This window comes from Alteriqipengyuania triglochinis, from assembly GCF_054655655.1.
In genome coordinates, this window is the sequence record NZ_BAAHNC010000001.1 from 712,999 (window position 1) to 738,975 (window position 25,977).

Here is a 25,977-nt window from a genome sequence, read left to right on the forward strand (position 1 = left end):
CTGTCGGAAGCGTAGCTGGCCGAAGGCCTACCACTGTCCTTCTTAGTGCGCGGCGGCGCTAAAAGAAGTGCAGCCCTTCGACAAGCTCAGGCCGAACGGGAAGTAAAGGATGCGCTCTGCCTAGAAGCTCAGCGCGGTCACGGTCCGCACGCCTTCCAGCGCTTCCGCCTCGGCGATGAGAGCATCGTCGACCGGCTGGTCGAGGCTCAGCAGCAGCACCGCTTCCCCGCCCGCCTGCCGGCGCCCGAGGTTGAACGTGCCGATGTTGATGCCCCGGTTGCCCAGCAGCGAACCGATACGGCCGATGAAGCCGGGCGCATCGTCGTTGACGACATAGATCATGTGGCCATCGAGCTCGGCCTCGATACCGATGCCGAAAATCTCGACCAGCCGCGGCGCTTCCTTGCCGAACAGCGTGCCCGCGACCGAGCGCTTGCCAGCGTCGGTATCCACCGTGACGCGGACCAGGGTCTGGTAGGTTCCCTCGCGGCTGTTGCGAATCTCGCGCACCTCGATCCCGCGATCCTTCGCGAGGTAAGGCGCGTTGACCATGTTCACGCTCTGCGAGAAGCGGCGCATCAGCCCGGCCAGCACCGCGCCGGTGATCGGCTTGGGATTGAGCTCCGCCGCATCGCCTTCCAGCTCGATCGAGATGGTCGGCAGGCTGCCGTGCGCCAGCTGCCCGACCAGCGAGCCGAGCGCTTCGGCCAGCTGCATGTAGGGCTTCAAACGCGGCGCTTCCTCCGCGCTGAGGCTGGGCATGTTGAGCGCGTTGGTGACCGCGCCGGTCAGCAGGAAATCGCTCAGCTGCTCGGCCACCTGAAGCGCGACATTCTCCTGCGCCTCGCGGGTCGATGCGCCGAGGTGCGGCGTGCAGATGAAGCCGGGCTTGCCGAACAGCGGGCTCTCGGTCGCAGGTTCGGTCTGGAACACGTCGAGCGCGGCGCCCGCGACGTGCCCGTTGTCGAGCGCTTCGGCCAGCGCCGCCTCGTCGATCAGCCCGCCGCGCGCGCAGTTGACGATCCGCACGCCCTTCTTGGTCTTGGCGAGATTTTCGCGCGAGAGGATATTGCGCGTCTCGTCGGTCAGCGGGGTGTGCAGCGTGATGCAGTCGGCGCGGGCCAGCAGGTCGTCCAGCTCGACTTTCTCGACCCCCAGATCGACCGCGCGTTCCTCGGTCAGGAAGGGATCGAAGGCGATCACTTTCATGCGCAGACCCTGCGCGCGGCTGGCGACGATCGAGCCGATATTGCCTGCGCCGATCAGCCCGAGCGTCTTGCCGGTCAGCTCGACGCCCATGTAGTCGCTTTTCGGCCATTCGCCGTTCTGCGTACGCGCATTGGCCTGCGGGATCTGGCGGGCGAGCGCCAGCAGCATCGCGATCGCGTGTTCGGCAGTGGTAATCGAATTGCCGAAGGGCGTGTTCATCACCACCACACCGCGTTCGGACGCGGCGGGAATATCGACATTGTCGACCCCGATCCCGGCGCGGCCGATGACCTTGAGGTTGGTCGCGGCTTCCAGGATTTCGGGTGTCACCTTGGTCGAGGACCGGATCGCAAGGCCTTCATATTCGCCGATAATCGCTTTCAGCTCATCGGGCGAAAGGCCGGTCTTGGTGTGGACCTCGCAGCCGCGATCTTCGAAGATCTTGGCGGCTTCGGGGCTCATCTTGTCGGAAATCAGGACTTTGGGCTTGGTCATGTTACGTCACTCCCGCGAAGGCGGGAGTCCATCCCACCTGTCGCTCATCTCTACGATGGTATCTGGATCCCCGCCTGCGCGGGGATGACGGGGTAGATTGCGGGCGAGAGCCTACTTCTGCAGCTCGGCGTAGGCCCACTCGATCCACGGCAGCAGGCGCGCGATATCCTCGGCCTCGACCGTGCCGCCGCACCAGATGCGCAGGGACGGCGGAGCATCGCGGTAGCCGTTGAAGTCGTAACCGACGCCTTCGGCCTCCAGCATCTTGTAGATCTTGCCGGGCACCGCCGCCTGGTCTTCTGCCGAGAGGCCGTCGAACCACTCGCCTTGGAAGACGAAGCACACGCCGGTGTTGGTCCGCTGCGCGGGGTCGGAGACCATGTTGCGCAGCCACGGCGTCGCCTCGATCCAGTCGGTCAGCACTTTGGCGTTGGCATTGGCGCGTTCGATCATCGCAGGCAGCCCGCCGATCGACTTCGCCCATTCGAGCGCGGCGATGTAATCTTCGGTTGCCAGCATCGAGGGCGTGTTGATAGTCGCCCCGTCGAAGATCGCGGTGTTGATCTTGCCGCCCTTCTTCAGGCGGAACAGCTTGGGCAGCGGCCATTCGGGATCGTAGCTTTCGATCCGCTCGACCGCCTTGGGGCTGAGGATCAGCATCCCGTGCTGCGCTTCGGAGCCCATCACCTTCTGCCAGCTATAGGTCGTGGCATCGAGCTTCGCCCAGTCCATCTCCTGCGCGAAGACGGCGCTGGTCGCGTCGTTGATGGTGATGCCCTTGCGATCGGCTGCCAGCCAGTCGGTGTTCGGAATGCGCGCGCCTGACGTGGTCCCGTTCCAAGTGAAAACGACATCGTTTTCCTGCGGGATCGAGGCGAGATCGGGAATTTCGCCGTAGGGCGCGTCGAGAACCTGCAGGTTCGGCAGCTTCAGCTGCTTGACCGCGTCCTGGATCCACACATTGCCGAAGCTTTCCCACGCGGCGACGGTCGCGGGGCCTGCGCCCAGCATCGTCCACATCGCGCATTCGAGCGCGCCGGTATCCGAACCCGGCATGATGCCGACGAGATAGTCGTCGGGCACGCCCAGCAGTTCGCGGCTGAGGTCGATCGCGTATTTCAGGCGCGCCTTGCCGACCGAAGAACGGTGCGAACGGCCCAGCGATTCGGTTTTGAGTTTGTCGAGCGACCAGCCGGGAAATTTGGCGGTCGGCCCGGACGAAAAGAAAGGACGCTCAGGCTTGAGCGCAGGTTTGTCAGTCATGTATTCTCTCCTTGCAGAGAGCTCGCGCGGCGTTGGGACCGCGTGGCCCGTCGGCGGCAATAAAGTTGCGCTGACAGGAGTCAACGTGAAACACTGCACTATCGACAGGCCGGACACGGAAAACGTCGGGCCGAGCCCCCAATGCTTTCCGGCCCCCCTCGCCAAGCGGGCGTGCGGGCATTAAGTCGCGGCCGATGGAAGCATCCGATCTCCGCGTCGCCCTGGTCACCGGCAACTACAACATGGTCCGCGACGGACCGACGCAGGCGCTCAACCGCCTTGTCGGCCACGTGCTGGAGCTTGGCGGAGACGTGCGCGTGTTCGCACCGACGGTGCAAAATCCGCAGGTAGAGGCGGTGGGCGAGCTGATCTCGATCCCCTCGATCGCGATTCCCGGCAGGTCCGAATACCGTGTACCGCTGGGCCTCAAGGGCAAGGCGAAGGAGAAATTCGAAGCCTTCCGCCCCAACGTGGTCCATGTCGCCAGCCCCGATCGCGCCAGCCGGCAGGCTGTCGACTGGGCGCGCAAGCATGGCGTGCCCGTGCTCGGATCGGTCCACACCCGGTTCGAGACCTATCCGCGCTACTACAAGCTCGGCTTCCTCGAGCCTGCTGTCGAAGCATGGCTGCGCGCGATGTATCGCAAGTGCGACGCGCTCGTCGCGCCGTCCGAGGGGATGGTCGAGGTGCTCCGCTCGCAAAAGATGAACGATGATATCGGCATCTGGACGCGCGGGATCGACCGGTCGATCTTCCACCCCGGCGCGCGCGACATGGAATGGCGTCGCGAACAGGGGATCGCAGACGACGAGGTGGTGATCTCCTTCCTCGGCCGGCTGGTGATGGAAAAGGGCCTCGACGTTTTCACCGATTCGATCATCGAACTGCGCAAACGGCAGGTGCCGCACCGCGTGATGGTGATCGGCGAAGGCCCTGCGCGCGGCTGGTTCGAGAAAGCGCTGCCCGGCGGCGTGTTCGTCGGCCACCAGGGCGGAAAGGACCTCGGCCGCGCGGTGGCGAGCAGCGACATCTTCTTCAATCCTTCGGTCACCGAGACCTTCGGCAACGTCACGCTCGAACACATGGCCTGCGCCAAGCCGGTCGTCGCGGCGAATGCCACCGGAAGCTCCAGCCTGGTCGCGGATGGAGAGACGGGCGCACTGGTGACGCCCGGCGATGTGCAGGCCTTTGCCGACACGCTCGCCCGGTACTGTACCGACGCAGGCCTGCGCGCGCGGCATGGTGCTGCGGGGCTCGAACGCAGCCAGCCCTATACGTGGGAAGCGATCAACGCCTCGATGGTGGAGACCTACCTGCGGCTGGCTAGCAAGGGGGAGCGGCGCGGTTAGCGCGGCTGTACGCGTCGGGGCTGTACGCGGCGGGGCTGGGCGCGGCGGCGCTTCGCCGGTTGGCAAGCGGGCCGCGCAGTCCCTATCTGCTCCGCATGGCTGACCTGTTCGGGGACGATCCCCCTCCCCCGCAATCTTCCTCCCCCTCTGCCGAGGCTCCGCGTGAGGACGCGCCGCTGGCCGACCGGCTGCGCCCGCGCAATCTGGGCGAGGTCGTAGGGCAGGAGCATCTTACGGGCGCGGAAGGCTCGATCGGGCGGATGGTCGCGGCGGGGCGGCTGTCGAGCATGATCCTGTGGGGGCCGCCCGGCACCGGCAAGACCACGATCGCGCGCCTGCTCGCCGATAGCGTAGGCATGCGTTACGCCGCGGTGAGCGCGGTGTTCAGCGGCGTGGCGGACCTCAAGAAAGCGTTCGCGGAGGCGGAGACCGCCGCCAAGGCCGGTCAGAAGACGCTGCTGTTCGTGGACGAAATTCATCGCTTCAACCGCGCGCAGCAGGACGGCTTCCTGCCCTTCGTCGAACGCGGCACGGTGACGCTGGTCGGCGCGACGACCGAGAACCCCAGCTTCGCGCTCAACGCCGCGCTGCTCAGCCGCGCGCAGGTGCTGATCCTCGAGCGCCTGGGGCACGAGGCGCTGGGCGAATTGCTGACCCGGGCCGAAGAGCTCGAACGCCCCCTCCCCCTCACCGACGATGCGCGCGCGGCATTGATCGCGAGCGCCGACGGCGATGGGCGCTTCCTGCTCAACCAGGCCGAAACGCTGTATAATGCGGGGCTGAGCGAGCCGCTCGATCCCGCAGGGCTCGGCAGCTTCCTGCAGCGCCGGGTGGCGGTGTACGACAAGGATCGCGACGGGCACTACAACCTCATCTCCGCGCTGCACAAGGCCGTGCGCGGGAGCGATCCCGACGCCGCGCTCTATTACCTCGCGCGGATGCTGACCGCGGGTGAAGAGCCGCGCTATCTCGCGCGGCGGCTGGTACGCATGGCGGTAGAGGATATCGGCCTGGCCGATCCTGCCGCGCTGACCCAGTGCGTCGCCGCGCGCGACGCCTACGAATTTCTCGGCAGCCCCGAGGGCGAGCTGGCGCTGGCACAGGCGTGCGTCTATCTCGCCACCGCGCCCAAATCGAACGCGGTCTATGCCGCACAGAAAGCCGCGTGGCGCAGCGCGAAGGAGACGGGCAGCCTCCAGCCGCCCAAGAACATCCTCAACGCGCCGACCAAGCTGATGAAGGATATCGGCTACAGCAAAGGTTATTCCTACGACCACGCGAGCGAGGACGCGTTCTCGGGCGACAATTACTGGCCCGACGAGATGGAGCCGCAAAGCTTCTACGAACCGACCGGGCGCGGCTTCGAGAAGCGCCTTGCCGAGCGGATGGAGTTCTGGGCCGCACGGCGCAAAGGGCGCGATTGAACCGCTTTTGCCACTTCCTTGCGATCGACTGGTCGGGCGCGCGCGGCGAATGGCACAAGGGCATTGCGCTGGCTATGGCGGACCTCGGCGATGGCGCGCCCCGCCTGCTCCAACGCGCAAAGCCGTGGAGCCGGGAAGATGTGCTCGCCCTGCTGCGTGATGACCTGCCGCCGGATACGCTGGTCGGGATGGACCTGGGGATTTCGCTACCCTTTGCCGATTGCGGTGCGTTCTTTCCCGGCTGGGAGAAATCCCCGCCGGACGCCAAGGCGCTCTGGTCGCTCATCGACGAACTGTGTGTCGACGATCCTTACCTCGAAGCGGGCGGCGTGCTGCGGCACCCGGAACTGGCGCGCTATTTCCGGCATGGCGGCGCGAACGAAGGCGACCGCTTCCATGCTCCCGGTGCCGCCAGCCGCGAAGGGCGGTTCCGCGTTGCCGAGGAAACCCAGCGCGCGATGGGCTGCCGCCCGGTCTCGAACTTCAACCTCGTCGGCGCGGCGCAGGTCGGCAAGTCCAGCCTCACCGGCATGCGGCTGCTCAACCGGCTGGACGGCGTGCTGCCCGTCTGGCCGGTCGACCCGCTGCCCCGCGAAGGCTCGGTGCTGGTGGAAATTTACACCGCGCTCGCCTCGCTGGAGGCGCTGCCGGGCCATCGCGGGCGCAAGATCAGGGACCATGCGCTGCTGAGCGAGGCGCTCGGCGCGCTGGGTTCCGCCCCCGTAGCAGGCCACGGGCCGATCGACGACCACAGCGCCGACGCCCTGCTCACCGCCGCATGGCTGCGTACGGCGGGAGAGGACGCCGCGCTCTGGACCCCGCGCGCGATGACGCGGGAGATTGCGCGAACCGAAGGCTGGACCTTCGGCGCGCGATGAAGGCTCGGGCCCGAAGCGCGCGAGGATCGGCGAAGATGCCATGTCCGTCGACCAGCGTTCTCGGACTGGACGCGGAGGCGATTTTGCCCCAATGCGCTTCGCCGAAGATCGGCCGGTTTAGCTCAGCTGGTAGAGCAGCGGTTTTGTAAACCGAAGGTCGGGGGTTCGATTCCCTCAACCGGCACCACGGCCCGCAGGACGCCGCCTCCGTGCGAACAGCTTGGGGAAAGCCTGCCCTCCTCCACCCGAATGCTCCCGCCCGGCAATGCGCAGGTATCATCTGCAGCGCATGCGCCCTCTCCACGCGCCGTTGAATGGGATATGCGCTGCACCCGCACATCCCGCCCTTGTCATTTACATTGCGCACAATATATTTGTGCGAACGATAACGAAGGAGCAGATGATGAGCACATTATATAGCACCGAGGTAACCGCAGTCGGCGGCCGCTCGGGTACGGTCAAAAGCGATGATGGCCTGGTCGATCTCCCGCTCGCCATGCCCAAGGCGCTCGGCGGCAAGGGCGGCGCCACCAATCCGGAACAGCTCTTCGCGGCGGGTTATTCGGCGTGCTTCGGCAACGCGGTGATCCATGTCACCCGCGCTTCGGAAACCAGGATCAACGACGACGATGTCGTCGTTGTAGCGACGGTGGGAATGGAACCGAAAGACCAGGGCGGTTTCGGCCTCACCGTCGCACTCGACGTGACGATCACCGGGGTGGACCGGCAGGTCGCAGAGGATATCGTAGCCAAGGCGCATGCGGTATGCCCCTATTCGAATGCGGTCAGGGGCAATATCGACGTTGCGATCACGGTGAACGCGAACTGAGACTGGAAGATATGGATCTGCCTGACGACAGCGACCCTCTCGATCTCGACAGGCAGATCTGCTTCCCCCTCTACGCCGCGTCGAACCTGCTCAACCGGATGTATCGACCGATCCTTGCCGAGCTTCAGCTGACCTATCCGCAATATCTGGTCATGCTGGCGCTCTGGAAGCAGGTTCCGCAGACCGTCGGTTCGCTCGGCGAAGCGCTCTATCTCGACAGCGGGACGCTGACGCCGCTGCTGAAACGGATGGAAAACGCGGGTCTCGTCACGCGCACGCGGGATCCGGCCGATGAACGCCGCGTCCTGATCGACCTGACGCCGAAGGGCCGCGCCTTGCGCTCGCAAGCCGTGCACGTGCCCCAAACGCTTGGCGAAGGGCTCGACATCGATGCCACCGATGTCGTGCAACTGCGCGATCAGGTGCGCAGCCTCGTGGCGGCCCTGCACGGCTCGCCCCACCTGAAATCCTGATCGGCTAGAAAGGGCTTTCGGGCGTGGCCGAATCGGACTCTTCCGCCCCCTCGCCGTCGGACGTTTGCTCGGCAGAGGGCGCGATCGGGGGCGGCCGATCGTGCCAGACCCCTTCCTGCCCGCGCTCGAAACCGTAGTCGTAGAGCGCCTGCATGTAATCCTGCGCGAAAAGTTCGTGATCCCCCCCATCGTACTCCTGGCCGATATAGGTCAGGTGATAGGGCGCACCGACGGTCTGCGCCCAGACATAGGCCGAATTGACCCGGTCCTGCAGCCCGGTGAAGAGGATCACGTCGATCGTGCGCGCGGCGATATCGGGCAGCGCGCCGTCGATCATCTCGAAATCGGCGGTCATCTTGCCGTTCACGAGCAGATAGAGCTCGGTCCGCTGCCCTCCCCTGTCGCCCTGTCCTTCCGCGAGCGAGGGCGAGGCCAGCAGGGTCGCGATGGTCCCGCCATCGACATGCAGTTCGCTGATGGCCCGGCCTTCTGTCCGGGTCTCGATCAGGACCGGCGGGAAGAGCACCGGGACCGAACTGCTGGCGAGCAGGATGCGGCGGAACAGATCGTAGCGGTCGGGCGCCCTGCTCGCCGCGATTGCGCCCATGTCCCAGATTGCATTGCCCGGACGATCTAGATTGACCGTGCCGACGAACAGGCGCCTGCCTGAGCGGTGCTCTTCGGCCACCGCATCGATCACCGCATTGGTGGCGAAGCGCGCGATCAGCTCCTCGAGCGGGCCCGTCGTCGCGGCGCTTGAGGAAAATGGGATCTCGAGCGGGAAGCGCGCCTTGTAGACGTCGTCAGGGGTGATCTGCGTGTAGGCGGCCTTCAGATCGTCGTCATAGTCGGATCCCAGCAGCGCGAAGGGCGCGATGAGTGCGCCGGTGCTGACGCCGGTGACGATCGAGAAGCGCGGGCGCTCTCCCGATTGGGTCCAGCCGTTGAGAAAGCCTGCGCCATACGCGCCCTTGTCCCCGCCGCCCGAAATCGCGAGCAACCTCTGCGGTTCGCCGGCCGATGGGGTGGGAAGCTCCATCTGCTGGATGAGATCGGGCGCATCGGCCCAATAGCGCACCCGCGGCATGTCGGGCAGCTGGGCGGCCTCCAGCTGCGCGGCCTCGAAAGGCGCGCGATCGATGCTGGCGCAGCCGCCCAGCAGCAGTGCGGGGGCGACCAGCAGCAGGCCGAACCATTGCAGCACCGCGCCGCGCGAGGCGGCTGCAGCTTTCGTCTTCTGAGCGCTCCATGCCATTCCCGTCTCCGCTGCCGCCATTGCCGAACCCATGCCCGCTACCGTCCAAAGAACCGCCGGACGCACAAAACCAAGCGTCCCATGGCGCAAATGACAAGTCGCGGGCGCTGAAATATCATGGGAAGCGCCCGTCGCGAAGCATGCCCCGGCATACTGGCTCGCAGACGCGCTGTCTGTCCCAGGGTTCGGCGCAATCTGGTGTCGGAGACGGAACAAGCGGGTTTCTCCCGCTTTTTCACACCACAGCACCCTCTGCCGCCCTTGCAGGCCCGACAGAGTTCGTGAACCCTGCCTTCCATGATAGCGGATCTACACACATGACAGACATCCTGACTTGCGACGTGGCGGTGATCGGCGCCGGCACGGCGGGTCTGGCCGCCGAACGCTCGGCGCGCCAGAACGGCGCGAGCACCCTGCTGATCGATCCGTATTTCAAGGGCACGCTGTGCGCCAATACCGGCTGCATGCCTTCCAAGCTGCTGATCGCGGCGGCGGAAGAAGCGCACCGGATCGGCAAGGCCGATACCTTCGGGATCGAAGTGGGCGATGTGCGGATCGACGGGCCGGCAGTGATGCGCCGCGTCCGATCCGAACGCGACCGCTTCGCCCGCCTTACGCGCGAAGGGTTCGACGATATTCCCGACGGCATCATGATCGAAAGCCGCGCCCGCTTCCTCGGCCCGACCCGGCTCGGGCTGGAAGACGGGCGCGAGGTCGAGGCGAAACGGATCGTCATCGCCACCGGCGGAGATCCCGTGCTGCCCCCCGGCTTTGCCGAGCTGGGATCGCGGGTGGTGACGCACGAGGACGTCTTCGAGCTCGAGGATCTGCCCCGGCGCCTAGCCGTGGTGGGCGCGGGCCCGATCGGCCTCGAACTGGCGCAGGCCTTCGCGCGTCTCGGCGTGGAGGTATCGCTGTTCGACAGGTCCGATACGATGGCCAAGGTGCGCTGCCCGCGCGTTCACCAGGCACTGCGCGAAGCGATCGGAAACGAGATGGAGGTCCATCTGGGCTGCGACGTAGAGCCCGAACTCTCGCAGGATGGTGTCACTCTGCGCTGGAGCGGGGACGACAACGCAGAGGCGGAGTTCGACCTGATCCTCGCCGCGCTGGGCCGCCCGCCCGCGCTGGACGGTCTCGACCTCGAAAAGGCGCAGCTTGGATGCGACGACAAGGGCGTGCCGTGCCATGACCGCTCGACCATGCGCTGCGGCGAGAGCGCGGTCTTTATCGCGGGCGACGTCGCGGCGGACCTGCCGCTGTTGCACGAGGCATCGCACGACGGTGCCATCGCGGGTCGCAACGCCGCCGCGTTTCCCGCGCATATCGAGACCGGGCGCCACGTGTCCTTCAGCATCACCTTCACCGATCCGACCCTCGCCAGCATCGGCAGTGCCGAAGACGAGAGCGCGATCACGGGCACGGTCGATTTCTCCGATCAGGGCCGCGCCCGGGTGGAAGCGCGCAATCGCGGCACCCTGACGCTCTATGCCGCCGCGCCCGATGGCAAGCTGATCGGGGCGGACCTGTTCGCGCCGGCCGGAGAGCACCTGGCCCACATGCTCGCCTGGGCGATCGAAACCGGGACCACGGCGAGCGAACTGCTCGAACGGCCGTTCTACCACCCCACCATCGAGGAGGGCCTCAAGAGCGCGCTGCGCACGATCTGTGCGGCAACGCCGATTCCGCTGCCGCAGGATCAGGATACGGGAACGCCTCCCGGAGCATGAAGCGACTGCACGCCCTTGCCGGGATGGCCGCGATCCTCGTCGCGGGGTTGGCGCTGCGCAAGGCGAGCGGCCTGCCCGAACGCCGCGCGTGCGACGGCGAGCCCATGCCCGATGCCTCAGACACATGGCTGGCGCGCGCCGTGCGCCAGCAGACGCAGGAGAATCCCGGCCTCTCCGGCGTGCATTTCCTCGAAGACGGGATCGACGCCTTCGCCGCACGCCTGCTGCTGATCCGGAACGCCGAGCGCCGGATCGATGTGCAATACTATGTCTGGCACGGCGACCGGACCGGAACGCTGATGCTGGAGGCTATCCGGCAGGCGGCGGAGCGCGGCGTGCAGGTGCGTATGCTGCTGGACGATAACGGCATATCGGGCCTCGACCCCGTGCTCTCCGCGCTTGGCCGGCATCCGAATATCGAAATCCGCCTGTTCAACCCCTTCCCGATCCGCTTCCCTAAGGCCCTCGGCTTTCTGGTCGACTTCCAGCGCCTCAACCGGCGCATGCACAACAAGAGCCTGACCGTGGATGCCTGCGCGACTATCGTTGGCGGACGCAATATCGGGGACGAGTATTTCGGCGCGGGCGACAAGGCGCGTTTCGCCGATCTGGATGTCTTCGCCGTGGGCCCGGTCGTTGGTGATGTTACGAAGGACTTCCAGCGCTACTGGGACAGCGAATCCGCCTATCCTGCGCAGCAGATCCTCGCCAAGGTCGGCGCGGCGCACCAGCGCAGGCTGGCGTCGCGTGCGGCCAAGGTCGAACAGGATGCAGCGACCCGCCGCTATATGGAGCGGGTCGAGAAGCTGCCGCTCGTCTCCAAGCTGTCGGCGAACGCGCTGGAACTTGTGTGGGCCGAGGTGCGCCTGCTCAGCGACGATCCGGCCAAGGGCCTGGGCAAGGTGGCGCAGCAGGACCTGATGCTGGCGAACCTGGAAAGAACCATGGGGCCGGTTACGAGCGAGATCGGCCTTGTCTCCCCCTATTTCGTGCCGGGCGAGGAAGGCGCGGAGTACTTCGCCGGGCTGGCTGAATCGGGCGTGTCGGTCACCGTCCTGACGAACGGCTACGCGGCGAACAACATTCGCCTCGTTCACGCAGGCTATGTCCCTTTTCGCAAGCGGCTGGTGGCCTCGGGCGTGCGCCTGTTCGAGATCCAACCGTGGTCCGAATCGGGCGATCTGCCGGAAAAGCCGAAGACCAAGGGCACGCGCATCGGCGTCGCCTCGCGTTTTCGCGGGACCGGCACCGGTTCGACAGCAGGCCTGCGCGCCGGCGCGACGACGCTTCATGCAAAGACTTTCACCGTGGACCGCAAGCGCGTGTTCGTCGGCTCGTTCAATTTCGATCCACGATCCTTCGCCCTCAATACCGAACTCGGCTTCGTCATCGAAAGCGCGGAACTGGCGAGCTGGGCCGCGGATACCTTGGCCGATCAGGAAACCCGCAGTGTCTGCGAGGTGGTGATCGGGGCCGATGGCGATCTGCAGTGGAAGGCCAAGCGCCACGGGACGAGCGTGAGGCTGGACAGCGAACCGGGTATGGGCGTGTTCGATCGGCTCTTCGTCGCAGTGGCCAGCCGCCTACCACTCTCGCGGTTGTTGTGAAGGTTTCCGAAAAGAACGGACCGCAGGGCGCGTCATGCGCCATCCAGCCAGGCGCGCGCGAACGCGCCCTATCCTAACCGCACTCGATCCTAGCCGCGACCGCGATAGTTCTGCACGCCCTGGTCGGGCACCCACAGCCCCCCGGGCGGGGCACCGCTCTGCCAGAATACGTCGATCGGGATCCCGCCGCGCGGATACCAGTAGCCCCCGATGCGCAGCCAGCGTGGGGCCATTTCGTCGAACAGGCGCTGGCCGATGCCGACCGTCACATCCTCGTGGAAACCGCAGTGATTGCGGAAGGAGCCGAGGAACAGCTTGAGGCTCTTGGATTCGACGATTCGTTCGCCCGGGGCGTAATCGATCACGAGGTGCGCAAAGTCCGGCTGGCCGGTGACCGGGCACAGCGAGGTGAACTCGGGCGCGGAAAAGCGCACCGTGTACAACGCGCCCCCGCGCGGGTTGGGGACGTAATCGAGCACCGCCTCTTCGGGTGACGAGGGGAGCGGGCTGGACTGGCCGAGAAACTTTGGGCTGGGTGTGTCGCTCATGCCGCGTCCATGCCTTTATCGTGCAGCGCGCACAAGCGAGCCTTTGCACGCACGCGATTAACCGACTATTCAGCGCCGCCCTGCCCGAAAGCAGGGCCGTTTCCCGCTACCCCGCGGGCCCCACCCCGCTTCCAACCCGATAAGTCGACCAGATGCGATCGCTCCTTTTCCCTGCCGTGCTCCTGCTTGGCGCCACTGGTGCCGACGCCCGCTCGCCGAGCACCTTCCAGTTGCCGCCCGATCCGGATGCGACGCCGACCTCGCGCCCGCAGGCCGAAGGGCCGGTGGACACCGAAGGCAATACGCGCAGCGCGCCGCGCGTGATCGGATCGCCGACACCGAGCCCGAGCCCCACGCAGAGCGCCCCTGCGCCCCGCCCGAGCGCACCCGCCTCGCCTGCGCAGACCGCCAGTCCGACGCCTCGCCCGAGCCCTAGCGGAAACACGCGCGCGCTGCCCACGACCGAGCGATCGGTGGCGACGCGCGAGGTTCTCAGCCGGGAAGAGACGCAGCCTTCCGCACCCGAACGCACCCAAGCAGAAAGCGCCGCACCGCAGGCAACACCGGAAGAAACCGCGTCCGCCCCTGTCGGATCGCAGGCCGAGCCCTTGGCGCAGCGCGACCCCGAAGATGGCGAAGCCGACACCACGCCCCCGGCCCGCGAAGTGGCGCGGCCCGCCGACACGAAGGCCTCGCTTCCCTGGGCATTGCTGGCGGCGGGCCTCGTCGGCCTGCTGGCGCTCGGCGCAATCCTGTTCGCCCTCCTGCGCCGCAGGCGCAGCACGCGGCCCGATAAGTCGGAGCCTGCCCCGATTGCCGCCGCACCAATCATCGAGACGACCGAACCGGTCGCCGCGCGCCCCGCCCAGGCCGGGGCGCTGGACATCGAGGTCCAGGCCATGACGCTGAGCCGCAGCCTCATGAATGCCTCGATCTCGTACCGCATCAGCATCGTCAATCGCGGACGCGCCGTCGAGGGGCTGGCGATCCACGGCGATGTAACGACCGCGCACGGGCGCGCTGCGACCGAGCAGCAGCTCGCCGATATCGGCCAGACCTTCCCCGAACTCCACACGCTGCCGCGCCTCGACATGGGCCAGCGCACGACCCTGCGCGGCGAATTGCGGCTTCCGCTGCGCGAGGTCCGCCCCCTGCGGCAGGGCGATGTGCCGGTATTCGTCCCGCTGCTGCGGCTGACGATGCGTGCCGCCAACATGGATCCGCGCGCGTTCACCTATGTGATCGGTACCAAGAGCACGCAGAAGAGTTCGCGCCCCAGCCCCTTCCGGCTCGACGGGCCGCCGCGCAGCTATGACCAGCTGACGACCCGCGCGGTCGCCTAGACGCCGGGTCGACAAGCACTGCTCAACGCCGCTATTCGCGCGGTCCATGGACAAGCTCGTTTCGACGGAGTGGCTCGCAGCACAGGCGGACGCTCCCGACCTCGCCATCCTCGATGCATCGCTGCACCTGCCTGCGGCGGGTCGCGACGCGCGTGAGGAGTTTCTCGCCGCGCATATTCCCGGCGCGCGCTTCCTCGATCTCGCGGGCCTCCACGATCCGGCGTCGGTTCTGCCGGGCAAGGTGCCCGACGGGGGTCGGATCGCGCAGTGGCTGGGCGATCGGGGGATCGGCCCGCAGACGCGGATCGTGCTCTACGACGATTCGACGCTGCGCAGCGCCTGCCGCGCGTGGGTGCTGCTCGATCTGGCAGGGCTCGCCAATATCGCGGTGCTCGACGGCGGGCTCGCCAAATGGCAGGCCGAGGGCCGTGCGACGCAGAGCGGACCGTCCGAAACGTCGCCGGTCGAACGCCCGCCGACCGCAGTTCGGATCACCGATATCCGCGACAAGGCCGCGATGCTCGCCAATCTGGACAGCAAGGCCGAACAGGTGGTCGATGCACGCGACGAAGCCCGCTTCACCGGCAGCGAGGAAGACGCGGTCCATGGCCTGCCCGGCGGTCATATCCCCGACGCACGGCACCTGTTCTTCCGCGACCTGCTGCGCGAGGACGGGACCTTTCGCGCGCCAGAAGACCTGCGCACGCGCTTCGCTGAGGCCGGCCTCGATATCGAACGGCCCATCGTCGCCACATGCGGCAGCGGCGTGACCGCGTCGGTGGTCCTGTTCGCAGCCCGTCTTGCCGGTGCGCCCCGGACCGCGCTCTACGATGGCAGCTGGAGCGAATGGGGCGCAGACCCCGAAACCCCCAAGGACATTGGAGAAGCGCGCTGAGCACCCCGAAAGACAAGCACGGCAACGGCACCCGCGCCGTTCTGGCCGGACGGCGCGAGGAATGGACCGGACCGGTGGTCAACCCGCCGGTCTGGCGCGCCAGCACGCATCTCTATGAAAGCGAAGCCGCGCGGGTCGACAACCTCAAGCATAACGAGGACGGACGCTTCCACTATGGCCGGCGCGGTGCGCCCACCCAGTGGGCGCTGGCCGAGGCGCTGACCCAGCTCGAGCCCGGCGCCGATGGTACGATGCTGTACCCCAGCGGCACCGCAGCATTGGCGGGGGCGCTGATGAGCGTGCTGGAACCAGGCGATATCCTGCTGGTGCAGGACAATGTGTACGAGCCGACGCGCGCGATTGCATCGGGCCTGCTCAACCGGTGGGGCGTGGAGGCCCGCTTCTTCGATCCCGCCGACCATGAGGCTTATGCCGCCGCATTCGACGAACGGACGAAGGCGGTGATGCTCGAAACCCCCGGCAGCCTGACGATGGAGGTGGCGGACGTGCCGCATCTCGCCTCTGTCGCCCGCGCCAACGGCGCCAGCGTGCTGGTCGACAACACGTGGGCGACCGGCCTCGGCTTCCCTGCGTTGGAGCATGGCTGCGATATCACCATCACCGCGCTGACCAAGCATGCCGGCGGGCACTCCGACGTCATGATGGGCGCGGCGAGTGGGGGCAAACAATACTACGCGAAGCTGCGCCATACCGCGCAGAGCCTCGGCCAGTATGTCTCGCCCGATGACGCCGCGCTCGTCTCGCGCGGGCTGCGCACGATGCCGCTGCGCCTCAAGCAATCCACCGCCAGCGCGATCCGGATCGCGCAGTGGCTGCGCGAGCGGCCCGAAGTGGCGCATGTGCTGTGTCCGATGCTGGAGGGTTCGCCCGGCCACGACATCTGGGCGCGCGACTTCACCGGCGGCTGCGGCCTGTTCAGCTTCGTGCTGGCCGGGCACACCGACGCGCAGCGCACCGCCTTCGTCGATACGCTGGAACTGTTCGGCATCGGCTACAGCTGGGGCGGGTTCGAAAGCCTCGCCCTGCCCTTCGATGCCGCCCGAATCCGCAGCGCCAGTGCTTGGCCCAAGCGCGGCTGGCGGGAGGAGGACACCCTCGGCGTGCGGCTCGCCATCGGCCTCGAAGATGCGGATGACCTGATCGCCGACCTTGACCGCGCCTTCGCCGCGATCAAGCATAAGTAATGTCCAGCTCCGCCCTCAGCCCCAATGCCGCAACCGAAGCGGTTCTCAACCCGCAAAGCACCGCGAGTCCGACGCCCCAGCCAAGCGGAGAGGTCTTGCAGGCGGGCGAGCAGGTGATCCTGCAACCTGTCCCGGCCGACGGATCGTCTCCGATGCCCGCCACCACGCCGACACCCGCAGCCTCACCGAGCGAAGGCGTGAAGGCCGCCGACGAGCTTGCTCAGGCGGTCGGCGAGCAGAGCCAGACAATCGGCGACGTCATCCAATCGCTCGACGGAATGGCGATCGATGTCGGGTCGATGCACATTTCCGTGTGGGACGGGATCGTGTTCCTCACCGTGGTCATCGGCGTGTTCGCTTGCGCCTTCTTCGGCAGCAAGCTGGCGCATCTGGGCCTTGCGCGGGTGACCCGGCTCGACCAGACGCGCCGCCTGCTGGCCGAGAAGATCGTCAGCATCCTTGTCTGGGGCATGGCATTCTTCATCGGGATCGATCTGCTCGGGATCGATCTTACCGCGCTCGCGGTGTTCTCCGGCGCGTTCGGCCTTGCTATCGGTTTCGGCCTGCAGAAGACCTTCGGCAACCTGATCGCGGGGATCATCCTGCTGATGGACAAGTCGATCAAGCCGGGCGACGTGATCGCGATTGCCGACCAGGCGGGCGTTTCCACCTTCGGCCAGATCCGCAAGATCGGCATCCGCGCGGTTTCGATCACCACACGCGACCAGAAGGAATACCTGATCCCGAACGAGAACCTGATGATCAATCAGGTCGAAAACTGGTCCTACTCCAGCCGCAACGTGCGCATGCAGGTGCCGGTCGGAATCAGCTACAACGCCGATATCGTGCGGGCCGAAGAGCTTATGCTGGAGGCCGCGCTGTCCTGCAAAAGGGTGCTCAAGACCCCGCCGCCAACCGTCTGGCTGGACGGTTACGGCGACAGTTCGGTCAACTTCATCATCCACGTCTGGATCACCGATCCCGAAGCCGGCACCGGCAATGTGAAGAGCGAGGTGCTCAAAAAGCTGTGGCACCTGCTCAAGGAAAACGACATCGAGATTCCCTTCCCGCAGCGCGACATCAACCTGCGCAGCAATAACGGGCTCGACCAGCTGATCGCCGCACTGCAACAGCGGCGCGGCGAACCGCAGGCGACCCCGCCTAAAGAATAGCTAGTCCGCCACCAACCGTTTCTCGTTCGCGCGCTGCCCACGCCCAAGCCATGTTCGCCTCATGGAAAATACCGGTACCATCTATCTCGTGGGCGCGGGCCCTGGCGACCCCGACCTGTTGACGCTGCGCGCCGCGCGGCTGATCGAAAACGCGCGGCTGATCGTTCACGACGGGCTGGTCGATCCGGCCATCCTCGATCTGGCACGCAATGACGCAACGCTGATCTCGGTCGCAAAGCGTCGTTCCAGCCACACGCTGCCGCAGGAAGATATCTGCGCGCTGCTGGTGCGCGAGGCGCTTGCCGGGCGCGACGTCATCCGCCTCAAGGGTGGCGATCCGCTGATCTTCGGGCGCGGCGGCGAGGAAGCCGAGGCCGCGCATGCGGCGGGCGTGCCGGTGGAGATCGTCCCCGGCATCAGCGCGGCAAACGGCGCGGCGGCAGCGGCGCAGATCGCGCTGACCCACCGCGACGCCGCCAGCACCGTCAGCTTCGTCGCCGGCCAGTGCAAGGGCCTGTCCGATCAGGACTGGTCCGGGCTCGCCGGCAAGGACCGCACGCTGGTAATCTACATGGGCGTGAAGACCGCCGGCCAGATCGCGGACAAGCTGATGGCCGACGGCCTTTCCCCCACCATGCCCATTGCGGTGATCGAGAACGGCGCGCGTCCCCATATGCGCGTGCTGCGCGGGCTGCTTGCCGGCCTGCCGGACCTCGTCGAACACGAACGCGTCACTTCCCCGGCGCTGATCGTGATCGGCGAGGTCACGGCCCGCGCGGACGCGGTGCTTGCCGCGCATGCAGTGGAGGCAGCACAGTGAACCTCGTCACCGGAAACGATTTGAAGACCGGCGCGGTCACTTGGTGGACCGGCCATGGCTGGTCGACACGGATCGAAGACGCGGTCGATGTGGGCCAGGCGGGCGATGCGATCATCGCGGCCGAGGAAGCCGCCCGACGCGTCAACGTGCCCTACCTAGTCGCGGCCGAGCCGGGCCCCGACGGCGCTCCCCGGCCTGAACATATCAAGGAGCGCGTGCGCGCCCTCGGCCCCACGGTCCGCCCCGATCTCACCCTGAAGCCCGACGACCCGACGGCCGTCGAAAAGGTAATCTGATGTACGCCTACGACCAATACGACCAGGCGATGGTGGACGCGCGCGTCGCCGAGTTTCGCGACCAGTGCGAGCGGCGGCTCGCGGGCAAGCTGACCGAGGACCAGTTCAAGCCGCTGCGGCTGATGAACGGGCTCTATCTGCAGCTCCATGCCTACATGCTGCGCGTGGCGATCCCTTACGGTACGCTCAATGGCGGCCAGATGCGGGTGCTGGCGGACATCGCCGAGAAGTACGATCGCGGCTATGGCCACTTCACCACGCGGCAGAACATCCAGTACAACTGGATCAAGCTGGAAGATGCGGGCGACATTCTAGCCGATCTCGCCGCGGTAGAGATGCACGCGATCCAGACCAGCGGGAACTGCATCCGCAACATCAGCTCCGATCATTTCGCGGGCGCTGCGGCAGACGAAGTCGCGGACCCGCGCCCCTATGCCGAGCTGCTGCGGCAGTGGTCGAGCTTCCATCCCGAGTTCAGCTACCTGCCGCGCAAGTTCAAGATCTGCGTGATCGCGAGCGAGCAGGATCGCGCGGCCATGCGCCTGCACGATATCGGCATCCGGATCGTGGAGCGTGACGGAGAGCTTGGCGCGCAGTTCTATGTCGGCGGCGGCATGGGCCGTACCCCGATGATCGCGCCGCTGGTGCGCGACTTCGTGCCGCTCGACCAGCTGGTGACCTATTCGGAGGCGTGCCTGCGCGTCTACAATCGCTACGGCCGACGCGACAACAAGTACAAGGCGCGGATCAAGATCCTCGTCCACGAACTCGGTGCGGAGGAATATACCCGCCAGGTGGAGGAGGAATTCGCCCACCTGCTCGATCAGGGGGTCGAACCGCCACTGGCCGAGCTGGAGCGGATCAAGGGCTACTTCGCCGCTCCGGCATTCGATGCCGATAACAGTACGGAACCCGATCGGTCCGACCCCGATTTCGCGGTCTGGCTCGACCACAACACCCATGCCCACCAGAAGGCGGAATACGTTTCGGCCATCGTCAGCCTGAAGCCCGTCGGCGGTATTCCGGGCGACGCGACGGCGCAGCAGATGCGCGTTCTCGCCGATCTGGCGGAACGTTATTCCTTGGACGAACTGCGGATCATGCACACGCAGAACGTGGTCCTGCCGCATGTCAGCAAGGCAGACCTGCATGCGGTGTGGCAGGCGCTGAACGAGGCCGGCATGGGCACCCCCAATGCGGACCTGCTGGGCGACATCATCGCCTGCCCGGGCCTCGACTACTGCTCCCTCGCGAATGCCCGCTCGATACCCATTGCGCAGCGGATTTCCGAACGCTTCGCCGCCAACGGCAAGGAAGCCGCACTGGGCGAACTGAAGCTGAAGATTTCCGGCTGCATCAACGCCTGTGGCCACCACCACGCAGGGCACATCGGCATCCTCGGCGTCGATCGGAAGGGCAAGGAGAACTACCAGCTGCTGCTCGGCGGGAGCGAGGCGGAGGACGTAAGTCTTGCCAAGATCACCGGCCCTGGCTTCGATGAACACGGCATCGTCGATGCGGTGGAAGTCGCCGCCGATATCTACCTGCGCGAGCGCGAGGATGGCGAACGCTTCCTCGATACCTATCGCCGGATCGGCATGGCTCCGTTCAAGGAGGCGCTTTATGGCTGAGCAGGAAACCCTGCGCTTGCGCGATGACGAGGCCTGCATGGAGCCGGCCGTCACGCTCGATGCCTTTGCCGGGCAGACCAATGCGGTCGCGGTGCGGATCGAACCGGGCGAGGACACGCGCGAGCTTCTGCCGCACCTCGATCGGCTGCGGCGGATCGATATCGCCTTTCCCGCCTTCACCGACGGGCGCGGCTATTCTGCCGCCCGCATCTTGCGCGAAGCGGGCTTCATCGGGGAGCTGCGCGCGGTGGGCGACGTGCTGGTCGACCAGCTGGCCTATATGCGGCGCTGCGGCTTCGATGCCTTCACGCCCGATGCGCCGCTCGATCCGGCAGATGTCGAGGCCGCGCTTTCGCGCTTCCCCGACGTGTATCAGGCTGCGGCCGACAGCCGCACGCCGATCTGGGCGCTTCGCCACGGGGGCGGGTGATGAACGCGCTGAGCCCCCTCCGCCGCTCCGCGGACCGGCTCGATACGGGGCCGCGCTTCACGCAGGAGCAGGCGGACCTGCTCAATACGCGGTTCGCGGATGCCGATACGGTCACGCTGCTCGACGCGGTGCTGACGGGTGGGCTGGCGGGCAAGGTCGCCATCGTTTCCAGCTTCGGCGCCGAAAGCGCGGTGCTGTTGCATCAGGTCGCACAGGTCGCTCCGGACACGCCGGTGCTATTCCTCGATACCCGCAAGCACTTTGCCGAGACGATTGCCTATCGCGACGATCTCATTGCGCATCTCGGCCTGACCGATCTGCATGTCCTCACGCCCGACGAAGCCGAACTGGCGGAGCGGGACGAGAGCGGCCTGCGCTGGTCCTACGACCCGGATGGCTGTTGCGACCTGCGCAAGGTCCGCCCCCTGGCGCGCGCGCTGGCCGGTTTCGATGCGACGCTGACCGGGCGCAAGGCGTTCCAGGCCGCGACCCGCTCGGACCTGCCCCGGTTCGAGATCGATAACAGCGATGCCGCCGGAAGGCTCAAGATCAACCCGCTGATCGACTGGGATGCGGCGAGGATCGACGCATATTTCGAAGCGCACGCCCTCCCCCGCCATCCGCTGGTCGCACGCGGTTTCCCCTCGATCGGCTGCGAGCCGTGCACCCATAAGGTCGCACCGGGCGAAGACCCACGCTCGGGCCGATGGAAAGGCTGGGACAAGGTCGAATGCGGCATCCACAAGCCGGGCGAAGAACCGTTCCTGTAGGGTGGCGGCGAGGTTAGCGCTCGATCAGCGGACGTGCCATCGTCACGCAGGATGCCGGCTACAGCATTCCCGCTTCGCGATACCATTGCGCCGTGTCGCGCAGGCCTTCGCGGGTGAGGATTTCGGGCTGCCAGACATCGCGCGGCACCGTGTGGTCGGCCCGAGCCGTCCAATCCTTGTGGGCAAGATAGCCCGCGCGATCCCGGGTCAGCCGGGCATTACGGCCGCGCAGCTTTTCGTCGATCGCCGCAGCCGCATGCAGCGCGAACGCAGGCAAGGGGATCGGATGCACCTTCTTGCCCACCGCATTGCCAATGGCCGTGGCCAGTTCCGGGTGTGTCCAGCCACCCTCGTGCCCATCGTCCGGCTCGAAGAGCTCGTGCGTGATCCCCTCCCCGCCGTCGCGCAAGGCCAGCAGCAGGCGCGCAAGGTCGCGGACATGAATCATCGAGCTGCGCCCGCCCGCCGGTACGGGCAGGACGCCTTTGCGCGCAGCGCGGAACATCTCAAGGTAGTCGGTGTCGCGCGGGCCGTAGACTCCCGGAGGACGCACTATGGTCCAGTCGAGACCGCTGGCCGCGACGATCGTCTCCGCGCGCCGTTTCGAGGCGCCATAGGCCGATAGCTCGGGCTCACGCGCGGCAAGCGAGGAGACGAGCACCAGCCGCTTGGCGCCGGAACGCACCGCTGCCTCCACCACGTTGAGCGTGCCGGTGACATTGACGATCTCGAAATGGTCGTTGTTGACCGAGCGGGTCAGCCCGGCGATGTGGATCACGCATTCGGCGTCCGCGACCAGATGGGCCAGCTTGAACGGCTCGTTCAGGCTCCCTTCGACCCAGCGGAAGTCCCGCCATTCGTTCGGCACATTGCGCGCAAGCACGCGCACCCGCTCGCCCGATCCTTCCAGCAGATCGAGTACCGCCTGCCCGACAAAGCCGGTACCGCCGGTAAGCGCAAGCGTCATGCGTGGCGGGCCCTCTCAGCTGCGATCAGATCGGCGACCACGAAGCCTCTCCGTCATCGCCATCATCTTCTTCATCGGGGTCGACACCGCCGCTCTCATCCTCGAGTGCGGTACGCTCCGGCAGGTAGCCGAGCACCGCGTCGAGCAGCGCCTCGACCCCCGCACCGGTCGCACCCGAAACCGGGTAGACCGCGTCCGCGCCGGCCGCTTTCAGCTCGTCGCCGAAGGCATCGGCGAGCTCGGCATCGGCGAGGTCCAGCTTGTTGAGCGCCACGATGCGCGGCTTGTCTTCCAGGCCAGCCCCGTAGGCTGCAAGCTCATCCTCGACCGTGCGCATCGCCTCGGCCGGGTCGTCGCCCGCAATGTCGATCAGGTGGATCAGCACGCGGCAGCGCTCGATATGGCCGAGGAAACGGTCGCCGATCCCTGCGCCATCCGCCGCCCCTTCGATCAGGCCGGGAATGTCCGCCAGCACGAAGTCGCGGCCCTTGTGGCGCACCACGCCCAGCTTGGGTACCAGCGTGGTGAAGGCATAATCGCCCACTTTGGCGCGCGCATTGCTGACCTGGTTGATGAAGGTGGACTTGCCCGCATTGGGCAGGCCGACCAGGCCGACGTCGGCCAGCAGTTTGAGCCGCAGCCAGACCCACATTTCCTCGCCCGGCTCGCCCGGCTGGTGCTGGCGCGGCGCGCGATTGGTGCTGGTCTTGTAGCTGGCATTGCCGCGACCGCCCATGCCACCTGCGAGCAGCGTGATCCGTTCGCCGACCTTGGTGAAGTCGGCGAGGATTTCTTCCTTGTCTTCGGACAGGACCTGCGTTCCAACGGGCACCTGCACGACCAGATCGGACGCCCCCTTGCCGGTGCGGTCGCGGCCCATGCCGTGCCCTCCGCGCGCAGCCTTGAAGTGCTGCGAATACCGGAAGTCGATCAGCGTGTTCAGCCCGGCCACGGCTTCCAGGACGATATCCCCCCCGCGTCCGCCATTGCCGCCGTCGGGTCCACCGTATTCGATGTACTTCTCACGCCGGAAACTGACGGCACCGGGGCCGCCCGCGCCGGACTTGAGATATATCTTTGCCTGATCGAGAAAATGCATTGTGCCGCAGGTAAGCCGAATTGACGGGGATTGCCAGCTATTCGCCTGCGCCCGGCAGAGTATCGACAAGCCCGAAGGCCGATCGACCGGATCGCAGCGGCCAGCGGGACAAGAAAAAGGCCCGCACATATCTGCGCGAGCCCTGTCGAAAGACCGTCACCTGGTGGAGCCGAGCGGGATCGAACCGCTGACCTCGTCATTGCGAACGACGCGCTCTCCCAACTGAGCTACGGCCCCGTTCAGGTGTGGTTGGCGAAACAGGCGCAATACCTGTCTACTCAAGAGCGCGCCCAAATAGCGAACCCTTCGCCAGACGCAAGGCCTTTCGACACCGGCCCGCGGATTACTTCGACGGATCGGCTTCCGACGCCCCCTGCGGATCGCTTGCTGCGGTCTGCGGCAAGACGACCTTGGGCAGATCCTTGCTCGAGGTATCCTCGGCCACCGCGCCCGGGGCTGACTCGGCCTCGCTACCCAGCGTCACGCTACGCGGCTCGTTGCCGGTCGGTTCGATCGGCGCGTTGAGAAGCACGGTCCCGTCCCCGTTCCCGGCCGACTGGTTGCCCGCCACCTGCGTGGCAGGGCGATAGCTCGGATAGAGACCTGCCGGGGTGCCATAGAGGCGATCCCAGGTCGCCAGATTGGTCTGGTAACGTTCGAACGAGCGGAAGAAATCCTCGAACACGCCTTCGAAGCGCACCAGCGCCCGGGCGGAGAAGCTCTCCAGATCCGCAGGTGCGACGCTCACGGACTCGTTGCTCAGCTCCAGCGCCGCATCGCAGAATTCGGCCTTGGCCGGCGGCAGCGTGAAGTAGTTGTAGACCTTGGTCATGTAGATATCGAGCTCGGTCCGGCCCGTCCTGCGGTCCCCGAAACGCTCACGAAACTCCGCCTCGACCTTGTCGTTCGCCTTGTCGAGCGGCTTGTCGAAAGCCTCGAGAAACAGCTTGTAGTTTTCCAGGATGGGCGCGTGCCTGGGCTGCATGCAGTTGAGCGCCGCGACGTTGAGCGCAGAACGCACGTTCCACGTCGTCTGCGCAGGCGTGATATAGGCATTGACGGTCTGGCGAACCCCGTCTGCACCGACCTGCGGCACGACCATCGCAATGCTCGCGCCCATCGGCGGCACCGGCCGCGAGGGGATCGGCGGCGGAGGCGGCGGCGGCGGAGGAGGGGGCGGCGGTGGCGGTACGGCGGTTGCGCAAGCAGCGAGCACGCTAAGCGCCCCCACGGTAAAAGTGATGCGCAACGGCGACTTCAAGTCGGCGAACATAACAAAGAGGCTCCCATCGCGGACCGGCTCACACGCTTCGGGGGAAGCGCGGCGATCCGTTTTCGCATAATCAGCCTTAACGCATTAGATCGCAAACGAAAATGCCCGAGACGGCAAAACCGGCCCGGGCATCTCGTTTGGCAATATTATTGCTGTAGCGGCGTCAATCGCGGGCAACGCCCATGAAGCGCAGCAGGAACAGGAACATGTTGATGAAGTCGAGGTAGAGACTCAGCGCCCCGAGAATGATCGACTTGCCTTCCCAGCTGGTGCCACGCAGGCGCTGGTAATCGCTCTTCAGGCGCTGCGTGTCGTACGCGGTCAGCCCGGCGAAGATCAGCACGCCGAGGATGCTCACCGCAAGTTCCAGTGCAGCGGACTGCAGGAACATGTTGATCACCATGGCGATCACGATGCCGATCACGCCCATGATCAGGAAGCTTCCCCAGCCGCTGAGGTCCTTCTTGGTCGTGTAGCCGTACAGGCTGAGCCCGGCGAAGGCGCCGGCCGTCGCGAAGAACGTCGTCGCGATCGAACCACCGGTATAGACCAGGAACAGCGTCGAGAGCGACAGCCCCATCAGGAAGGCGAAGCCCCAGAACATCAGCTGCAGGGTGCCCTGGCTGAATTTCTGCGCGCCGAAGCTCATCGCGAACACGATCGCCAGCGGCGACAGTGCCACGATCCACATCAGCGGACCGCTCGCGAACGTATAGGCCAGACCGCTTTGCGCGGTCAGCAGCGCGACGATGCCGGTCAGCAGCACGCCCGAGGTCATGTAGTTGTAGATCGAGAGCATGTACTTGCGCAGACCCGCGTCATAGGTCGTGCGCGAGGCGACATCGCCCCCGGCGCGCGGCACAGAGCCGAAACCCTGCCGTGTGCGGTCGTCCCAGTTAGCCATTTTCAAGCCACTCCGTTTGCCGGCAGCGATAGTGTGCCGGTTCACCGGAGAATATCGCGTCAAACGGGCGAAAATTCAAGGTCTGGCTGTCGATTTTAGCCTTAACGACGGT

24 protein-coding genes and 2 tRNA genes are annotated in these 25,977 nt (G+C 66.3%); 17 read left to right on the top strand and 9 right to left on the bottom strand.

Annotation, left to right across the window (positions count from 1 at the left end; genetic code table 11):
- Positions 1-120 precede the first annotated feature (120 nt).
- Positions 121-1,704, bottom strand: a complete 1,584-nt coding sequence (gene serA / locus ACYQ0L_RS03625) for a phosphoglycerate dehydrogenase (protein WP_459787555.1) — start codon at positions 1,702-1,704, stop codon at positions 121-123.
- Positions 1,705-1,815: 111 nt separating this feature from the next.
- Entirely contained in the window at positions 1,816-2,967 is a 1,152-nt protein-coding gene (locus ACYQ0L_RS03630; protein WP_459787556.1) for a phosphoserine transaminase, read from the bottom strand.
- Between the two features lie 194 nt (positions 2,968-3,161).
- On the opposite strand from ACYQ0L_RS03630, the gene ACYQ0L_RS03635 reads away from it, so the two are divergent.
- From ACYQ0L_RS03635 to ACYQ0L_RS03660, 6 genes are all read left to right on the top strand, one after another.
- Positions 3,162-4,316: a glycosyltransferase family 4 protein gene (locus tag ACYQ0L_RS03635; RefSeq protein WP_459787557.1), complete on the top strand. Its 1,155-nt coding sequence runs from the start codon at positions 3,162-3,164 to the stop codon at positions 4,314-4,316.
- Between the two features lie 95 nt (positions 4,317-4,411).
- Positions 4,412-5,740: a replication-associated recombination protein A gene (locus tag ACYQ0L_RS03640; RefSeq protein WP_459787558.1), complete on the top strand. Its 1,329-nt coding sequence runs from the start codon at positions 4,412-4,414 to the stop codon at positions 5,738-5,740.
- The gene (locus ACYQ0L_RS03645) at positions 5,737-6,618 is read left to right on the top strand and encodes a hypothetical protein (protein WP_459787559.1); all 882 of its coding nucleotides are present in this window, start codon (positions 5,737-5,739) and stop codon (positions 6,616-6,618) included. Before ACYQ0L_RS03640 ends, ACYQ0L_RS03645 begins: the two co-directional genes overlap by 4 nt.
- 111 nt (positions 6,619-6,729) lie before the next feature.
- Positions 6,730-6,805: transfer RNA gene (locus ACYQ0L_RS03650), tRNA-Thr, on the top strand.
- A 216-nt stretch (positions 6,806-7,021) separates the two neighbouring features.
- The gene (locus ACYQ0L_RS03655; RefSeq protein WP_459787560.1) at positions 7,022-7,447 is read left to right on the top strand and encodes an organic hydroperoxide resistance protein; all 426 of its coding nucleotides are present in this window, start codon (positions 7,022-7,024) and stop codon (positions 7,445-7,447) included.
- An 11-nt stretch (positions 7,448-7,458) separates the two neighbouring features.
- Positions 7,459-7,920 carry a MarR family winged helix-turn-helix transcriptional regulator gene (locus ACYQ0L_RS03660; RefSeq protein ID WP_459787561.1) on the top strand — a complete coding sequence of 154 codons (462 nt, stop codon included), beginning with the start codon at positions 7,459-7,461 and terminating at the stop codon, positions 7,918-7,920.
- Positions 7,921-7,924: 4 nt separating this feature from the next.
- Here ACYQ0L_RS03660 and ACYQ0L_RS03665 read toward each other — a convergent pair whose 3' ends face one another.
- The gene (locus ACYQ0L_RS03665; RefSeq protein WP_459787562.1) at positions 7,925-9,175 is read right to left on the bottom strand and encodes a patatin-like phospholipase family protein; all 1,251 of its coding nucleotides are present in this window, start codon (positions 9,173-9,175) and stop codon (positions 7,925-7,927) included.
- 317 nt (positions 9,176-9,492) lie between these two features.
- Here ACYQ0L_RS03665 and ACYQ0L_RS03670 point away from each other — a divergent pair, with 317 nt between their 5' ends.
- A complete protein-coding gene (locus ACYQ0L_RS03670) occupies positions 9,493-10,905 on the top strand; it encodes a dihydrolipoyl dehydrogenase (protein WP_459787563.1) in 1,413 nt (470 codons plus the stop codon).
- Positions 10,902-12,512, top strand: a complete 1,611-nt coding sequence (locus ACYQ0L_RS03675; protein ID WP_459787564.1) for a phospholipase D family protein — start codon at positions 10,902-10,904, stop codon at positions 12,510-12,512. Before ACYQ0L_RS03670 ends, ACYQ0L_RS03675 begins: the two co-directional genes overlap by 4 nt.
- Positions 12,513-12,601: 89 nt before the next feature.
- Here the strand turns inward: ACYQ0L_RS03675 and queF are convergent, their stop codons facing one another.
- On the bottom strand, positions 12,602-13,060 hold the full coding sequence (gene queF, locus ACYQ0L_RS03680) for a preQ(1) synthase (RefSeq protein ID WP_459787565.1): 459 nt from the start codon (positions 13,058-13,060) through the stop codon (positions 12,602-12,604).
- Positions 13,061-13,212: 152 nt separating this feature from the next.
- Here queF and ACYQ0L_RS03685 point away from each other — a divergent pair, with 152 nt between their 5' ends.
- The 9 genes from ACYQ0L_RS03685 to ACYQ0L_RS03725 all read left to right on the top strand — a co-directional run bounded on the left by ACYQ0L_RS03685 (position 13,213) and on the right by ACYQ0L_RS03725 (position 21,622).
- Positions 13,213-14,403 (top strand): hypothetical protein, encoded by a 1,191-nt coding sequence (locus tag ACYQ0L_RS03685; protein WP_459787566.1) that lies wholly within the window; start codon positions 13,213-13,215, stop codon positions 14,401-14,403.
- Positions 14,404-14,449: 46 nt separating this feature from the next.
- Positions 14,450-15,298 carry a sulfurtransferase gene (locus ACYQ0L_RS03690; protein WP_459787567.1) on the top strand — a complete coding sequence of 283 codons (849 nt, stop codon included), beginning with the start codon at positions 14,450-14,452 and terminating at the stop codon, positions 15,296-15,298.
- Entirely contained in the window at positions 15,250-16,503 is a 1,254-nt protein-coding gene (metC, locus tag ACYQ0L_RS03695) for a cystathionine beta-lyase (protein ID WP_459787568.1), read from the top strand. The genes ACYQ0L_RS03690 and metC overlap by 49 nt, the downstream gene beginning before the upstream one ends.
- Positions 16,503-17,675 (top strand): mechanosensitive ion channel family protein, encoded by a 1,173-nt coding sequence (locus tag ACYQ0L_RS03700; protein WP_459787569.1) that lies wholly within the window; start codon positions 16,503-16,505, stop codon positions 17,673-17,675. The genes metC and ACYQ0L_RS03700 overlap by 1 nt, the downstream gene beginning before the upstream one ends.
- Before the next feature lie 61 nt (positions 17,676-17,736).
- Positions 17,737-18,495: a uroporphyrinogen-III C-methyltransferase gene (gene cobA, locus ACYQ0L_RS03705; RefSeq protein ID WP_459787570.1), complete on the top strand. Its 759-nt coding sequence runs from the start codon at positions 17,737-17,739 to the stop codon at positions 18,493-18,495.
- Positions 18,492-18,791 carry a DUF2849 domain-containing protein gene (locus ACYQ0L_RS03710; RefSeq protein ID WP_459787571.1) on the top strand — a complete coding sequence of 100 codons (300 nt, stop codon included), beginning with the start codon at positions 18,492-18,494 and terminating at the stop codon, positions 18,789-18,791. The genes cobA and ACYQ0L_RS03710 overlap by 4 nt, the downstream gene beginning before the upstream one ends.
- Positions 18,791-20,422, top strand: a complete 1,632-nt coding sequence (locus tag ACYQ0L_RS03715; protein ID WP_459787572.1) for a nitrite/sulfite reductase — start codon at positions 18,791-18,793, stop codon at positions 20,420-20,422. The genes ACYQ0L_RS03710 and ACYQ0L_RS03715 overlap by 1 nt, the downstream gene beginning before the upstream one ends.
- Positions 20,415-20,852, top strand: a complete 438-nt coding sequence (locus ACYQ0L_RS03720) for a DUF934 domain-containing protein (RefSeq protein ID WP_459787573.1) — start codon at positions 20,415-20,417, stop codon at positions 20,850-20,852. The genes ACYQ0L_RS03715 and ACYQ0L_RS03720 overlap by 8 nt, the downstream gene beginning before the upstream one ends.
- Positions 20,852-21,622 carry a phosphoadenylyl-sulfate reductase gene (locus ACYQ0L_RS03725; protein WP_459787574.1) on the top strand — a complete coding sequence of 257 codons (771 nt, stop codon included), beginning with the start codon at positions 20,852-20,854 and terminating at the stop codon, positions 21,620-21,622. Before ACYQ0L_RS03720 ends, ACYQ0L_RS03725 begins: the two co-directional genes overlap by 1 nt.
- A gap of 58 nt (positions 21,623-21,680) precedes the next feature.
- Here ACYQ0L_RS03725 and ACYQ0L_RS03730 read toward each other — a convergent pair whose 3' ends face one another.
- The 5 genes from ACYQ0L_RS03730 to ACYQ0L_RS03750 form a co-directional block, all read right to left on the bottom strand.
- A complete protein-coding gene (locus tag ACYQ0L_RS03730) occupies positions 21,681-22,589 on the bottom strand; it encodes an NAD-dependent epimerase/dehydratase family protein (RefSeq protein ID WP_459787575.1) in 909 nt (302 codons plus the stop codon).
- Between the two features lie 25 nt (positions 22,590-22,614).
- The gene (gene obgE, locus ACYQ0L_RS03735) at positions 22,615-23,688 is read right to left on the bottom strand and encodes a GTPase ObgE (RefSeq protein ID WP_459787576.1); all 1,074 of its coding nucleotides are present in this window, start codon (positions 23,686-23,688) and stop codon (positions 22,615-22,617) included.
- 161 nt (positions 23,689-23,849) lie between these two features.
- Positions 23,850-23,925, bottom strand: a tRNA-Ala gene (locus ACYQ0L_RS03740).
- Between the two features lie 106 nt (positions 23,926-24,031).
- Positions 24,032-24,808 carry a hypothetical protein gene (locus tag ACYQ0L_RS03745; RefSeq protein WP_459787577.1) on the bottom strand — a complete coding sequence of 259 codons (777 nt, stop codon included), beginning with the start codon at positions 24,806-24,808 and terminating at the stop codon, positions 24,032-24,034.
- A 316-nt stretch (positions 24,809-25,124) separates the two neighbouring features.
- A complete protein-coding gene (locus ACYQ0L_RS03750) occupies positions 25,125-25,865 on the bottom strand; it encodes a Bax inhibitor-1/YccA family protein (RefSeq protein ID WP_459787578.1) in 741 nt (246 codons plus the stop codon).
- Positions 25,866-25,977: the final 112 nt, after the last annotated feature.

Excerpts from the sequence above, each read along its gene's own strand:
- ACYQ0L_RS03720 (WP_459787573.1), top strand. The coding sequence starts at position 20,415 with ATGGCTGAGCAGGAAACCCTGCGCTTGCGCGATGACGAGGCCTGCATG.
- ACYQ0L_RS03685 (WP_459787566.1), top strand. The coding sequence starts at position 13,213 with ATGCGATCGCTCCTTTTCCCTGCCGTGCTCCTGCTTGGCGCCACTGGT.
- ACYQ0L_RS03730 (WP_459787575.1), bottom strand. The coding sequence starts at position 22,589 with ATGACGCTTGCGCTTACCGGCGGTACCGGCTTTGTCGGGCAGGCGGTA.
- ACYQ0L_RS03725 (WP_459787574.1), top strand. The coding sequence starts at position 20,852 with ATGAACGCGCTGAGCCCCCTCCGCCGCTCCGCGGACCGGCTCGATACG.
- queF (WP_459787565.1), bottom strand. The coding sequence starts at position 13,060 with ATGAGCGACACACCCAGCCCAAAGTTTCTCGGCCAGTCCAGCCCGCTC.
- ACYQ0L_RS03630 (WP_459787556.1), bottom strand. The coding sequence starts at position 2,967 with ATGACTGACAAACCTGCGCTCAAGCCTGAGCGTCCTTTCTTTTCGTCC.
- ACYQ0L_RS03715 (WP_459787572.1), top strand. The coding sequence starts at position 18,791 with ATGTACGCCTACGACCAATACGACCAGGCGATGGTGGACGCGCGCGTC.
- ACYQ0L_RS03690 (WP_459787567.1), top strand. The coding sequence starts at position 14,450 with ATGGACAAGCTCGTTTCGACGGAGTGGCTCGCAGCACAGGCGGACGCT.
- cobA (WP_459787570.1), top strand. The coding sequence starts at position 17,737 with ATGGAAAATACCGGTACCATCTATCTCGTGGGCGCGGGCCCTGGCGAC.
- ACYQ0L_RS03655 (WP_459787560.1), top strand. The coding sequence starts at position 7,022 with ATGAGCACATTATATAGCACCGAGGTAACCGCAGTCGGCGGCCGCTCG.
- serA (WP_459787555.1), bottom strand. The coding sequence starts at position 1,704 with ATGACCAAGCCCAAAGTCCTGATTTCCGACAAGATGAGCCCCGAAGCC.
- ACYQ0L_RS03745 (WP_459787577.1), bottom strand. The coding sequence starts at position 24,808 with ATGGGCGCGAGCATTGCGATGGTCGTGCCGCAGGTCGGTGCAGACGGG.
- ACYQ0L_RS03750 (WP_459787578.1), bottom strand. The coding sequence starts at position 25,865 with ATGGCTAACTGGGACGACCGCACACGGCAGGGTTTCGGCTCTGTGCCG.
- ACYQ0L_RS03640 (WP_459787558.1), top strand. The coding sequence starts at position 4,412 with ATGGCTGACCTGTTCGGGGACGATCCCCCTCCCCCGCAATCTTCCTCC.
- metC (WP_459787568.1), top strand. The coding sequence starts at position 15,250 with ATGGGGCGCAGACCCCGAAACCCCCAAGGACATTGGAGAAGCGCGCTG.
- ACYQ0L_RS03700 (WP_459787569.1), top strand. The coding sequence starts at position 16,503 with ATGTCCAGCTCCGCCCTCAGCCCCAATGCCGCAACCGAAGCGGTTCTC.
- ACYQ0L_RS03670 (WP_459787563.1), top strand. The coding sequence starts at position 9,493 with ATGACAGACATCCTGACTTGCGACGTGGCGGTGATCGGCGCCGGCACG.
- ACYQ0L_RS03675 (WP_459787564.1), top strand. The coding sequence starts at position 10,902 with ATGAAGCGACTGCACGCCCTTGCCGGGATGGCCGCGATCCTCGTCGCG.
- ACYQ0L_RS03635 (WP_459787557.1), top strand. The coding sequence starts at position 3,162 with ATGGAAGCATCCGATCTCCGCGTCGCCCTGGTCACCGGCAACTACAAC.
- ACYQ0L_RS03660 (WP_459787561.1), top strand. The coding sequence starts at position 7,459 with ATGGATCTGCCTGACGACAGCGACCCTCTCGATCTCGACAGGCAGATC.
- obgE (WP_459787576.1), bottom strand. The coding sequence starts at position 23,688 with ATGCATTTTCTCGATCAGGCAAAGATATATCTCAAGTCCGGCGCGGGC.
- ACYQ0L_RS03665 (WP_459787562.1), bottom strand. The coding sequence starts at position 9,175 with ATGGCATGGAGCGCTCAGAAGACGAAAGCTGCAGCCGCCTCGCGCGGC.